General features: G+C 49.0%; 11 protein-coding genes. 5 read left to right on the forward strand and 6 right to left on the reverse strand.

Translation table 11 applies throughout. The features are described 5' to 3' along the window. Positions 1-8 precede the first annotated feature (8 nt). The 4 genes from HXW94_RS19360 (at position 9) to HXW94_RS00270 (ending at position 3,316) form a co-directional block, all read left to right on the forward strand. Entirely contained in the window at positions 9-257 is a 249-nt protein-coding gene (locus HXW94_RS19360) for a PAS domain-containing protein (RefSeq protein WP_246293659.1), read from the forward strand. A gap of 255 nt (positions 258-512) precedes the next feature. Then, positions 513-1,412 carry a sulfite exporter TauE/SafE family protein gene (locus HXW94_RS00260; protein ID WP_178364897.1) on the forward strand — a complete coding sequence of 300 codons (900 nt, stop codon included), beginning with the start codon at positions 513-515 and terminating at the stop codon, positions 1,410-1,412. Positions 1,413-1,483: 71 nt separating this feature from the next. Further along, on the forward strand, positions 1,484-2,263 hold the full coding sequence (locus tag HXW94_RS00265; RefSeq protein WP_178364898.1) for an enoyl-CoA hydratase/isomerase family protein: 780 nt from the start codon (positions 1,484-1,486) through the stop codon (positions 2,261-2,263). Between the two features lie 27 nt (positions 2,264-2,290). Continuing rightward, positions 2,291-3,316 (forward strand): potassium channel family protein, encoded by a 1,026-nt coding sequence (locus tag HXW94_RS00270; protein ID WP_178364899.1) that lies wholly within the window; start codon positions 2,291-2,293, stop codon positions 3,314-3,316. 87 nt (positions 3,317-3,403) lie between these two features. On the opposite strand, the gene HXW94_RS00275 is transcribed toward HXW94_RS00270, so the two are convergent. Genes HXW94_RS00275 through HXW94_RS00290 form a run of 4 tightly spaced genes read right to left on the reverse strand, consistent with a single transcriptional unit; the run spans position 3,404 to position 8,718 of the window. Continuing rightward, positions 3,404-4,633: an MFS transporter gene (locus HXW94_RS00275; protein ID WP_246293660.1), complete on the reverse strand. Its 1,230-nt coding sequence runs from the start codon at positions 4,631-4,633 to the stop codon at positions 3,404-3,406. A 44-nt stretch (positions 4,634-4,677) separates the two neighbouring features. Next, positions 4,678-6,537 carry an ATP-dependent helicase gene (locus HXW94_RS00280; protein WP_178364901.1) on the reverse strand — a complete coding sequence of 620 codons (1,860 nt, stop codon included), beginning with the start codon at positions 6,535-6,537 and terminating at the stop codon, positions 4,678-4,680. A gap of 9 nt (positions 6,538-6,546) precedes the next feature. Continuing rightward, positions 6,547-7,899 carry a phosphomannomutase/phosphoglucomutase gene (locus HXW94_RS00285; protein ID WP_178364902.1) on the reverse strand — a complete coding sequence of 451 codons (1,353 nt, stop codon included), beginning with the start codon at positions 7,897-7,899 and terminating at the stop codon, positions 6,547-6,549. Between the two features lie 15 nt (positions 7,900-7,914). Further along, on the reverse strand, positions 7,915-8,718 hold the full coding sequence (locus HXW94_RS00290; RefSeq protein ID WP_178364903.1) for an undecaprenyl-diphosphate phosphatase: 804 nt from the start codon (positions 8,716-8,718) through the stop codon (positions 7,915-7,917). 235 nt (positions 8,719-8,953) lie between these two features. On the opposite strand from HXW94_RS00290, the gene HXW94_RS00295 reads away from it, so the two are divergent. Then, a complete protein-coding gene (locus HXW94_RS00295) occupies positions 8,954-10,126 on the forward strand; it encodes an OmpA family protein (protein WP_178364904.1) in 1,173 nt (390 codons plus the stop codon). A 165-nt stretch (positions 10,127-10,291) separates the two neighbouring features. Here HXW94_RS00295 and HXW94_RS00300 read toward each other — a convergent pair whose 3' ends face one another. Continuing rightward, entirely contained in the window at positions 10,292-10,735 is a 444-nt protein-coding gene (locus HXW94_RS00300; protein WP_178364905.1) for a TraR/DksA family transcriptional regulator, read from the reverse strand. Positions 10,736-10,862: 127 nt separating this feature from the next. Continuing rightward, positions 10,863-12,797 carry a molybdopterin biosynthesis protein gene (locus HXW94_RS00305; protein WP_178364906.1) on the reverse strand — a complete coding sequence of 645 codons (1,935 nt, stop codon included), beginning with the start codon at positions 12,795-12,797 and terminating at the stop codon, positions 10,863-10,865. Positions 12,798-12,804 lie beyond the last annotated feature (7 nt).

Here is a 12,804-nt window from a genome sequence, read left to right on the forward strand (position 1 = left end):
GACAAACGTTGGCCGCTGTCAATTTTACATGCGATTCCCATGACCCGGCTGTGTCGAAGACTTGCCAAATATTTGGAAATCCATTACATTTAACTCAATTTAAGGAGATGTACCACAGCGTTTTTGAAAACACCGGCACCGGCACCATTATCATTGATTCGGATATGTTAATTCTTTATGTGAATGCCAAATTCATGGATCTGGTGGGACTTGAGCGTAACGAAATGGAGAACCGAAGGAGAGATTTTGACTCTTGAACAAATCGTTCAAGCGTTTTTTCTCTTTTACTGAAGATTGAGACCTTAGGGCCATGGAATGTTTAAAATTCCATGGCCCTTATATCTTTGATGATTGCTGAAAATGTTTTTATAATTGTAAATTTTTTCAGCATGATAACCGGTTTTATGAAAGAGAAACTTGTCCCGGCCGAACTTTTTGTATAGAATGCCACACGAATATTCAAACATGAAAGGCGAAAAACGGCTTGTGGCCGTTATAAGGATAACTGATTGATGAAAATGTGGCCCTTGCTGTTCAAGTCGCCTAAGCACCTTGGTTTCTGGATGCTGACGGACACGGTATATGTTTTTTTTCTGTCTTTCTTTTTAAATACAAGTATCCCCTTAAGCTTTACTAAATTTATTTTTATCCATTTTCTGGCCATTGGTGTTGGTGCCATGGTAATGTTCACCGGCTTAGGTGCCGGTATTCTCTGGATACCGGTTTTGACCTTTCTGGAAATCAGGCCCTCCGAAGCTGTTGCCATTTCAATATTTACCCAGATCGCCGGCAAAGGTACCGGCTCACTGACTTATCTTTTTAATGGCATGGTAGACTTAAAAACAGCTGTCGCCTTTATTCCCATGGCATTGACTGGTGTGAGCCTGGGCTTTTTATCCAGTTTTTACATGAGGGGATACGAACAACTTCTGCTATATATTTTTGTTCTTATTGCCGCCTATCTTCTAATTCGAACCATTCTGTCTCTCAGGAGCCCGATTCCTATTATTACGGCGTCATCTGTTATTCCCCCGCCCATTATCTCTGCCGGAAGCTATCCCGTGGTAATTTTGTCTTCTTTTTTCACAGGACTGTTAAGCATCGGCAACTCTGACTGGCTTATTCCACATATGGCACTTAAACTCAAAATGCCGATTTCACGGGCTGTGGCCACCGGTCTGCTCATCATGTTTGTGACCATCCTGTTTTACCTTGTTCTGACCTGCATCAGTGTCTGGCAAGGCTCTGCATCCTGGCCGCATGGTACTTATCTGTTATTTGCAACCTGCAGCGGGGTGATCGTGGGCGGGCAGATCGGCACCCGCCTGATTTGCATCCCATGGTTTGAACGATACCAAAAACATACCTTTATTGTGTTGCTGGGTGCTTCCATTATTCATTTACTGTGTTAAAAAATTATTATAAGTTAACAGCTAACCTATCGTTTTTATATCGTTTTGAACATATTATAAGGAGGCACGTTATGGCATACGAAACCATCATTGCGGAATCCCTTGACAGCCATGTGGCCGGTATTACCCTGAACCGCGCCGAGGCGATGAATACCTTTTCCAGTCAAATGGCAGAAGAACTGTATGATGCGCTTAAGAGCTTTGATACAGACCCTGATGTCAGGGTCGTTCTTATTAAAGGCGCGGGCAGGGCATTTTGCGCCGGTATTGATGTGAATGAGCTCAAAGGCAAAACAACGAATCAATATCGTGAATGGATTGAGAAAATGGAAGCCCCGCTGGTGCTGATGTCTAAAATGCAAACACCGGTGATCGCCCAGGTCCATGGCGCTGCGGCAGCCAACGGCATGGGGCTTGTGGCGGCATCGGATCTGGCCATTGCCGCCGATAACGTAAAAATGGGGCTGACCGCCATTAATGTGGGCTTAAACTGCGTGGGGCCGGTGATTCCGGTGGCGCGCTGTGTTGGACAAAAAAAAGCACTGGAACTGCTGCTTTACGGGGATCTGATCAAGGCAGACCAGGCATTGGATCTAGGGCTTATCAACCGGGTGGTATCCAGAGATGACTTGGATGAGGCCGCCCTTGCCTGGGCCCGGGATTTAGCAAAAAAGAGTCCAATGGCTGTAAAAATCGCCAAGTCAGCGTTTTATGCGTCCCGAGATATGCCCTATGACGCCCAGTTCACCTACATGAACGAAGCCTTTGCCAGATTATGCGATACCTGTGATGCCAAGGAAGGGGTGGCGGCTTTTTTTGAAAAGCGTCCACCGGTATGGCAGGAAAAATAAATCGAGACACAAAGATAAGAATATTTAATGATTCACTGGATTAAAGCCCTGCTTCGTGCCGGCTTCCAGAGCCGGGGGATGACCCTTGTTTTTGCATATATGGGGCTTTTGGCTGCCTCTACCGGGCTCATCTGCATTGCCGAACCATCCAACAGCGCCCTGAATCATCCGGGACAGGCCCTGTGGTGGAGCATCGTCACCTCAACCACGGTGGGGTACGGGGACATCTACCCCACCTCATCGTGGGGGAAAGTCATTGCTGCGATTCTTCCCATGTTTATGGGGATTGGTCTTGGGGCGGCCTTTATTACCCATATTGCGTCGGTTTTGATTGAAAGGAGAGACAAAAATATGCATGGGGAAACGCCATATAAAGGTTCAGGCCATATTTTGATTGTGGGTCACACCCAGGACACTGAATATCTTGTGGAACAGATCCGGGCAGACGAAACATACCAGGATAAGGATATTGTGATCCTGGCCAACCAGTCCCGACACCCGTTTCCGGAACAGCCCCATACCTATTTTGTCAAAGGGCGGCTGGATACTATTCCGGCCATGACCCGCGCAGGGGCAGTGAATGCAGAGCGAATTATCATTCATACGGGCAGTGATGAACTCTCTTTGTTTGCCTTGGTCAATGCCCTGAATATGAAAAATAAAATTTGTGAAATTACGGTAAGGTGCTTATCCACCCAAAGCCTTGAAACCTTTTCATCAGTGCCCGGGCAGTTTGAAACCGTCATGCAGATGACCGTGGAGATGATGGTCCAGGCCATGCAGGACAAGGTTCACCTGCCCCTTCAGATTTTGCTGAAAAATGACGAAGGCGAAGAGATCTATTATGTAAGAACCGCCCGGATAAAACAGGGTATGACCTGGTGGGCGCTTCATCTTTTTTTAATGGAAAAATACCGGTTTTTAAGTTTTGCGCTTCAGTTGCCGGACGGCAGCATAAAAATCAATCCCGCCCAGGATGAACCGGTGACTGAAGACTGCGGGATCTGGCTCATTGCCGCAACCCGCCCCCTGCATATCCAATGGCCGGTATAAGGTCCGAGATAATATAACCACGGAAGACACTGAAAACTAGAGCGCAAAGCGCTCAATATTTCCGTGTCCTTCCGTGTATTCCGTGGTTTAACGACTGCGGCGATACAGGAAAGGAAACAGAAGAACACCTGACGCCATGACGATGCTCCCGCAGGGAAACGCATAGGAAAGGTTGAAAAAGTCCATGGCCAGGCCGGCCATGACCGAACCGGTGAACATGCCAAGGGAATGGGCGGAAGTCAAAATGGCCATCACGGAGCCATGGGCCTGCCGCTGCTCACCTTTGATCACGGCAAGGGCTGTCAGCGCCGGCATGGAAATGCCCCCACCCAACCCAAAGATACAGACGCCTGTAAACAGATCTATAAATGAAGTGGCCCAGAACGGGTATAAAATACCTGCGGCAGACAACATGCCGCCGACAACCACCATGATTTTCCTGTTCCAGCGGTCCGCAGCGTAGCCCATAGGCATTTGCAAGGCACCGGACACAAATACCCCGGCGCTTACAAGCAATCCGATTTTTCCGCCGGCCAGGCCAAAAGTTTTGCCGGCATACAGGGGCATAAAACACCAGACAATGCCGATGCAGGCCGTATAGGCATACCTGAAAACGACCAGACCAGCCAGTTCCCGGTCTCGAATCACCACGGCCAGGGAGGCGGGAGAGCGTTTTTTGATGTGGATCTGCTCTTGGGATAAAGGCGGCAGAAAGATAAGGCAAAGGAGTGCGCCCAGGGCAGAGAGTACGGACATACAGTAAAATGCCACGTTCAAAGACCAGGTTTGCTGTATCACCCCCCCCATTAGGGGCCCCAAAGACAGACTTAAAAACATGGATAGACTGAACAGCCCCATGGCATATCCCTCGGCGCCTTTATGACGGATTTCCCCTACATAGGCCTGGACCACGGGCATGATCATGGCAGAGCCGGCACCCTGAATAAAACGGATGGCGATAAGCCCCTCTATATTGGTGGTCCGGACAAAAGCAATGGCCACCAGCATATAAGTCAAAAGTCCTGCCAGGATAAAGGGTTTACGCCCTTTTTTATCCGAAAGGCTGCCAAACCAGGGCAGAAAAAATGCCCGGGAAATGGAAAAGGCCCCGAAGATCATGGCCACGTAAATGCCTGCGGCCCCAAGATCATGGGCATAGATGGGCAACAGGGGGACCACAATGCCCACCCCGCTAACTGTAATAAAAATAATAAAAAAAAGGGTGATAAATATCTTTTTATGGTCCGAAGGGATGACCCGGCCTCCACGGTGCAAAATCCGGGCTGCAGCCTGGAATACGGGGTCGCGTAGGCCCAAAAAAAAATCCATATTAGTTAGAAAGTCAGCGCCTCAGGCGCTAGCTAGGCCAGGCATTCCCGGACCTGATCAATGAACCGGCTGGGAGTGGCAAAATCGCCTTTGCGGTAGTTGACGTGGCTTAGGTACAAAAACCGCTCAGCCCGGGTCATGGCCACATACATGAGCCGGCGTTCCTCGGACAAGGCCGCATCCCCCTCGTCAATGGAGCGCCAGTGGGGAAACAGTCCCTCTTCACATCCGACGATGAACACCACGTCAAACTCCAGTCCCTTGGCCGAATGAATGGTAAGCAGGCCGACCCCGTTTTCATCCTGGTCGTCCTCGTCTTTGTCCTCCCTTATCAGGGCGGCCTCTTCTAAATATTCCAGCATGGTATCCTTGGTACGGGCCGTGTGGATCAACTGTTCGATATTCTCTTTTTTGGAAACGAATTCCCCATCGGTTTTTGTTTTAGTTTTCAGGAAGTCTATATACCCGGTGCGGTCAATCACAGTTTCCATGGCCATGGCCGGCGCCATGTCATGGATGGTGTCCAGGATATCCAGAACCTCAGACATATTTTCATGGACCTTTTTGGTTACAAGCCGGTCCCGGACCATGATCCGGGCGGCGCCCTGAAGACTGCCGCCCTGGGCACGCAGGCCGGCTATTTTTTTAATCATGGCCGGCCCGATCCCCCGTTTGGGCGTATTGATAATCCGTTCAAAGGAGAGATCATCATTGGGGAAATATGAGGCACTCAAATAGGAGTTGATGTCCAGCACTTCCATACGTTCAAAAAATCCCTGGGCACCCATGAGACGGTAAGGGATGCGAAATTTTCGGAAAATTTTTTCAAAGGGCAGAGAGCAGAATTTGGTCCGGTAGACCACGGCCATCCTGTTAAAGGGAACGCCCTGTCCCTGTTTGTGAAGATTAAAGATCCGTTTGGCAGCCCATTCGGCTTCATGGGCATCGGACATGAATTCATAGATCTCCAGCACACCGCCTTTTTTTTGTGAAAAACAGCGTTTTTCCATTTTGTCGGGGTTGTGGTCAATGAGATCGTTGGCGGCCTGGACAATCTCGTCGGCAGATCTGTAATTTTCCTCCAGCCTGAAAATTTTTGCATCTTCATATTTTTGTGCAAACCGTAAAAAGTGATTCACGTTGGACCCCCGGAATCCATATACGGCCTGCCAGTCATCCCCAACACAGAACAGGTTGCGGTGCTCGCCTAATAGAAGGGAGGTTAACTCTTCCTGCAGGTTGTTGGTGTCCTGGTACTCATCTACCAGGATATAAGAAAAAAGATTCCGGTAAAAATTGCGGACATCTTCATTGTCCCGGAGCAGATCCCGGGTTTTAAGCAGGATATTGTCAAAATCAACACAGTTCATTTCCGCCAGGCGTTCTTCAAACTGGGCAAGAATATCGGCCATGCGAATGTTGAAAAAACCGGGTTTGCGGTCAAAATATTTGGCCGGATCACCGTCGTTTTTGGCCCGTGAAATGGATGAAAGAATCCGGCGGGCGTATTTTTTGTCAATATTGTTTTTTACGCACAGCTCTTTGATCAGCTTGTCCTGCTGATATACGGTGAACACCTGCAGCGGCGGGGTATAGCCCATGATCCGACAATGTTGTTTCAAGATCATCAGGCAGGCGGAATGATAGGTTCTTACCCATTCAAAGCGTATCTGGTGAAGACCGGTCATCTCCATTAGCCGGGTCTTCATTTCCTGGGCGGCTTTATTGGTAAAGGTGATGGCCAGAATACGCTCCGGGGCATGTCCCGTGGCAATGAGGTGGGAAAATTTAGCGGTCAGCGTTCTTGTTTTACCGGAACCGGCTCCCGCAACCACGAGGGCCGGGGAGCCGGTATGATCAACAGCGTCCTGCTGGGGCTGGGATAGTTGCATAAAAATTAATTATGTGTCCTCAATGATTTTTTTCAAATCGGTTTCAATTTCGGTTTTAATCTCTTCCAGGCGGGACGCAGTCAGGGCCTCAAAGCGAAGCACCAGGGCCGGCTGGGTATTGGATGCCCGCACAAGGCCCCATCCGTCCGCATAGATGGCCCGCATCCCGTCAATGTCAATGACCTCTTGCCGGGCTTTATACAATGCCGTTATTTTTTCTACAACCTTGAACTTGACCGCGTCCGGGCAGTCAACCCGAATCTCCGGCGTAGTAAAGGTTTTGGGCAGGTCTTTAATTAATTCATCCACACCAAGGCCGGTGCTGTCCATGATTTCCAGAAGCCGGCAGGATGCATACAGGGCATCGTCATATCCGTAGTAGCGGTCCTTGAAAAACATGTGCCCACTCATTTCCCCTGCCAGGGCCGCATCCTCTTCCTTCATTTTCTTTTTGATCAGGGAGTGGCCTGTGCGCCACATGATTGCGTTGCCCCCCATTTTTTCGATTTGATCATACATGACCATGGAGCACTTGACCTCGGAGATAAAGGTGGCGCCGGGATGGCGGGACAAAATCTCTTTGGCATAAATCACCATGAGTTGATCCCCGTAAATGAGGTTGCCGAATTTGTCCACCACGCCGATACGGTCGGCGTCCCCGTCATAGCCGATGCCAAGGTCCAGATTATTTTTCTTCACCAGGTCAATGAGATCCGTCATATTTTTTTTCTGGGTGGGGTCCGCCTCGTGGTTGGGAAAGGTGCCGTCCATGTCGCAGTAAATATCATGGACTTCGCAGCCCAGTCCCTGCAGCACCGGTAAAGCGGTTATACCGCCGGTGCCGTTGCCTGCATCAATGCCGACCCGGATTGTCTTTTTCAGTGTGATGTTCTCCTGGATCATGGCAATATATGGCGAAATGACATCCGCCTTTGTTAACGTGCCCTGGCCCTGGGTATAGGCGTTCTCTTCGATAATCTTGCGGATGTCCTGTAATCCATGGCTATGGATCGAATCCAACCCGCTCATCAGCTTGAATCCGTTGTATTCCGGCGGATTGTGGCTGGCCGTAATGATGGCCCCGCCTTCAAGATTGAGTTGGTGTATGGAAAAATAGAGAACCGGGGTAGGGCAGACACCGATGTCCACGACATCGCATCCTGCGGACAGTACGCCGTCAATAAATGCCTTTGAATACGCTTCAGACGTGATGCGGCAGTCCCGGCCAACAGATACTTTTTTGCGGCCCTGTCCCATAAGCAATGATCCATATGCCTTTCCCACGGCATTGGCGTCCTGTTCAGAAATCTCTTCCCCTGTAATACCGCGGATGTCATATTCCCTGAATATTCCAGGATGCATAGTTACCTCCTTACTTTATAGAAAATTTGAAAAAAGCGCTAGAATTCCGGCCAGCCAGCAATAGGGTGCAAACAGATGAAATTTTCCAATATTCACCAGTTTTAATAAGAGTTTTAATGCTACCAGCCCAACGATGAATGACGCGATTGTACCATAAATGGTAGCAGGGTCAATGTAGCTCTGGGATTCGATCATATCTTTTAAGCTGATTATCTGTGCGCCGAGAATGGCGGGGATGGATAAAAGAAATGAGAACCGGGCAGATGTCATTCTGTCCAAACCGGTGAAAAGTCCGGTGGCAATGGTGGCGCCGGACCGTGATATGCCGGGAATAACGGCAAGACCCTGGAAAATACCGATGATAACAGCCTTGAACGGGGTTAAAGGTTGCCCTTTTTTAATCCGGTAGCAATGCCTGGACAACCACAGAAGCGTTCCTGTTACGATAAGCATGGCACCGACCAGTAAAGCGGAGGTAAACAAAATGTGCTCAAATTGTTTCAGCACCAGTCCGATAATTGCCGTGGGCACTGAACCAATAGTAATGGCGGCAGCCAGGGCAAGGTTTGTTTCATGTCCTGAAGTATCCCGGGTGCCGGCGTAGTACACCAGGCTTTTTAAAATTTCCCGAATATCTTTAAAATATACAATAAACACTGCGCCCAGGGTTCCCATATGTACCGATGCGTCAAAAACAAGACCATATTCAGTAATGTCGAAATAGATCTGGCCCAGGACCAGGTGACCGGAACTGCTTACCGGCAGGAACTCTGTAAGTCCCTGAAGGATACCTAAGATTATACCTTGATAGATCTCCATATTATTATCCAGACTTGAGTGTTGTCGTGAAAATTTGAACGTTATGGACCAAGCGAGGGAGATATATAATTGTTTGTCTAAAATTGCAAGGTTTCAAGCGTTTTTTCATTTCCCTATATTATAAAAGAACAGTTGATTTCGTTTGTTTTCTTTTGTAAACTATTTAATATTCTTTGTATGAAACTCATTAATTTTAACAAGTAAGTTAATACTAATTCTAAAAAAAGGAGATCAGATGAAAGAGAAACGTTTCGTGCAAGCCTTTTTGGCTATTACCGCTGTCTTTTTCCTGTTTGGTTGCGCGGCTCAGAAACCTGCCGGGCTTCCCCCGTTTTTCGCTAAACATTTTCATGGGTCCATGTATCAGTCCACAGTAGATAACTTTGTTATTCTTCTGGATGCCTCCAGCTCCATGAATGACGACTGCATGGGTAACCCCAAATTCATGGTCGGCAAAGCGATTGTCGAGCATATGAACATGACCATTCCTGAGCTCGGACAGACTGCGGGGTTGAGGAGCTTTGGACATGCCGATGCCATATCCAAAAATGAAACCGAACTGTTTTACGGTATGACGCGTTACAACTCTGCGGCCCTGGATAAAAAAATCGGTGAGATTTCAAAAGCCGGCGGCTACAGCCCTCTTGGTTCAGCCATTGCCGCCATGGGGACTGATCTTGAAGGCCTTTCCGGAAAAACCGCCGTTATTATCATTTCCGACGGCTTGGACATGGCAGGGGACACCGCACAGGCTCAGGCTGTTAAAGAACAGTATGGCGATGCCCTCTGCTTTTATCCCATTCAGGTTGGTAATGATGAGGAAGGTACTGCATTCCTTTCTGAGATTGCAGGCATTGGCGGTTGCACAAATCTGATGAACGCCAAGGACGTTCTGTGTCCTGGCGGAATGTCAGCTTTTGTTGAACGTGTATTTCTGCAAAAGGTCGTTGCGCCGCCTCCAGCCCCTGCGCCAGAGCCTGCTCCTACTCCCATAGACAGCGACGGTGACGGCATACTTGATCCCGATGACCAGTGTCCCGGAACGCCTGCCGGTGCAAAAGTAAATGCAGTTGGCTGCTGGGTTCTTGATAACGTATTGTTTGATTTTGACAAAGATACGATCAAGCCCGAAGCGTTTTCACAGCTTGATGACATTTGTGAAATTCTGAAAAAAAATCCTGCAATGAGTGTTGAACTCCAGGGCCATACCGATAATATCGGTTCTAAGAAATACAACATGGATCTGTCCCAGAGACGTGCGAATTCCGTGGCTAAATACCTAGCAGACAAAGGTATTGCCCGCAACCGTCTGGCCACCACAGGCTTTGGTTTTGACAAGCCGGTTGCCCTGAACAGCACAGATTTTGGCCGTTCCCTGAATAGAAGGGTTGAAATTCATCCCTACTAAAACCTAAAGGCTCAGCAGTTAGGTCCATGATTTGATTATGGCCTTAAACGCAATACATAAACAAAAAACCCCTGCCTGACATTGAGTCGGCAGGGATTTTTTTGTTTGGTCTAAACTGTAGGGGCCGATTCGATATCCGCCCCCGAACAATGATCAAGGCCAAATTTAAGAATATAACGTTTGTTTTGAGATAAACATATTTCCCTGGCCGGCTTCAAATTCTTCCAGCGCCTTGATGGACAAGGTCGCGAAAGGAATCGCTTCCAGTCGCCGCAACCCGATTTCATCGCCGGTCAGTTCACAGTATCCGAAACTGCCGTCGTCAATACGCGCTAACGCACGATCCACCTGCACGATCATATCCGAATGGCGCTCAAAACTTTTTACCTCAAGCGTCAGATCCATATATGCGTTGCTCCGGTCAAGGAGATCGGCCTGGGCTGCTTCAAGGGTTTTAATTTTTTTTATGGAGTTTGAAATTTTGTTGCGCAGCTCGTCCTTTCGCTGCATCAATTTGCACTTAAAATAAGCGAGTTGCCCGTCACTCATATAGGGCTCGTTGTCCAAAGGATAATACTTGTCTGAAGATAGTTGCAAAACCTGTGTCATTTTCTGTATTTGCCTCCATGACAAAAGAATTTAGGAAAGATACACTCGATGATCAAGATACAGGAAATGATTACCAGGCAAGGGTTACAAAGTGATTATAACGCTGTTAGATTTCTATTTTTTGCGTTTAAACAGAGCGGAATAATTCTTCTCCGGTTTGTTCCACCCCATATCCCCCTAGCGCCATGACCCGCTGTTTAAATTCGGCCGACTGAATGGTACAAATAAGGGCCTGGACTTTTGGCAGATGATAATAAATTTCAGGGATGACCAGATCATAGGATTCAGTGACAACAGGCAGAAAATCCAACTTCAGGGCCAGGGCTGCAGCCTTGATACCGAGTCCGGCCCCGGCCCGGCCGGATAATACGGCCACCGCCACGGACATATGGGTATATTCCTCATTTTCATAGCCTGAAACATCTGCCGCAGACAGACCATTTTCCTTTAAACTGAAATCAAATAAAATCCGGGTACCGGAGCCTGGCTGACGGTTGATAAAAGTCACATTTTTTTCAGCAATATCCGAAAGCCTTTTGACCTTGTCCGGATTGCCTTTGGGCAGAATCAGTCCCTGTTGACGCATCACGAGATTGACCAGGCGCACCGGCACATCAGGCAGGTATTTTTTTATGTATGAAATATTGTAGGTGCCGTCATCGGGGTCCAGCAGGTGGCAGCCAGCCATGTGGCAGCCCCTTTTTTTAATGGTCATCAGGCCGCCCATACTGCCCACATGGCTGGAGGAGATTCCCATACCCGGATGTTCAAGCCGGATTTGATCTGACAGCAGGTCAAGGGTATTGTCATGGGAACCTGTGATCACCACCGTATTTTCAATGGCATCCAGGGGCCGAAGCAGATGGGCCTGCACTTTTTTACCGGCTTCGATGCCTTCCACATGCTGGGGAATTCGTATGATGCCGTCGGCTTCGGTCAGGGTGGTGATACTGCCTGCCCCCCGGGGCAGTTGCGAAGACATGAGTCGGCCGTCCACGGCACCGATTTTTACCCTTAAAAACTCCTCCCGGCCCAATTTGGAGGCGACCTTCCTGACCGGAGAGACCGCCACGACCTCCTGTTTTAGAGGGGGCAGATGCTGCATGGCCAGCAGCAACGGCCCTGCAAACATTTCAAAGGCAACAATGGCGGAGACCGGATAGCCGGGAATGCCGAAAACCGGGGTATCTCCAATCCCGCCGAACATCAGGGGTTTACCCGGCATCATCGTCACCCCGTGGACGTAGATCCGTCCTAAATTTTCGATTACCGGTTTTGAGTAATCCTTGGAACCGGCAGAGGAACCGCCCAGGATCATGACCATGTCATACCCCTGGTCCACGCCATCGGACACGGCCGCCTGAATGGTTTGAAGATCATCTTCAAGCATGGGATTGACCGTGGCATCTGCGCCGTGGTCGGCGCACAGCGCCGTCAATACAGTGGCGTTGGATTCCACCACATCACCGGGCTTCATGGTTTCCGGCGTCACATCCTGCCAGCGTTTAAGTTCCGATCCCGTTGGAATAATCAGCACCCCGGGCCTTTTTCTCACCGACACCTTGAACACCCCGCCGGACAGCAGTGCGCCCATGGCATAGGCATTTATTTTGTGGTCCCTGGGAAACAGCAACTGGGTGGCCACGATATCCTCACCCATTTTGCGGACATATTGCCAGGGAAACGCCGGAGCCTCGATTCCAATGGTGTTTTCATCCAGAATATTAAGGTGTTCAATCATGATGACGGCATTGGTCCCGTCGGGAAGCACCTGCCCGGTATTCACCCAGAAAGCGGTTTTTCCAATGGTCAAAGACTTTGGCGCCTCATCATTTGCCCCAAAGGTGGATTCGGCATCTACCGCCACACCATCCATGGCGGCCGCATGAAAATTGGGCGACGATATGACTGCCACAGCCGGTGCCGCCAAAACCCTGTTTTGGGCCTGCACCACATCCAGGGTCTGCACACCTGTTTCCAGATGACCGAATTTTTCAAACAGGCAATCCTGGGCCTGTTGGATTCCCACCATATTTAAATAGACATTGCGTTTTGTTTCCATACGGCTC

Origin of the sequence: Desulfobacter latus, assembly GCF_013389365.1 — a bacterium.
Taxonomy (GTDB): Bacteria; Desulfobacterota; Desulfobacteria; order Desulfobacterales; family Desulfobacteraceae; genus Desulfobacter; species Desulfobacter latus.

Bases quoted from the DNA above. Each gene is read 5' to 3' on its own strand.
- HXW94_RS00260 (WP_178364897.1), top strand. From the start codon at position 513: ATGAAAATGTGGCCCTTGCTGTTCAAGTCGCCTAAGCACCTTGGTTTC.
- HXW94_RS00265 (WP_178364898.1), top strand. From the start codon at position 1,484: ATGGCATACGAAACCATCATTGCGGAATCCCTTGACAGCCATGTGGCC.
- HXW94_RS00270 (WP_178364899.1), top strand. From the start codon at position 2,291: ATGATTCACTGGATTAAAGCCCTGCTTCGTGCCGGCTTCCAGAGCCGG.
- HXW94_RS00280 (WP_178364901.1), bottom strand. From the start codon at position 6,537: ATGCAACTATCCCAGCCCCAGCAGGACGCTGTTGATCATACCGGCTCC.
- HXW94_RS00285 (WP_178364902.1), bottom strand. From the start codon at position 7,899: ATGCATCCTGGAATATTCAGGGAATATGACATCCGCGGTATTACAGGG.
- HXW94_RS00290 (WP_178364903.1), bottom strand. From the start codon at position 8,718: ATGGAGATCTATCAAGGTATAATCTTAGGTATCCTTCAGGGACTTACA.
- HXW94_RS00295 (WP_178364904.1), top strand. From the start codon at position 8,954: ATGAAAGAGAAACGTTTCGTGCAAGCCTTTTTGGCTATTACCGCTGTC.
- HXW94_RS00300 (WP_178364905.1), bottom strand. From the start codon at position 10,735: ATGACACAGGTTTTGCAACTATCTTCAGACAAGTATTATCCTTTGGAC.
- HXW94_RS00305 (WP_178364906.1), bottom strand. From the start codon at position 12,797: ATGGAAACAAAACGCAATGTCTATTTAAATATGGTGGGAATCCAACAG.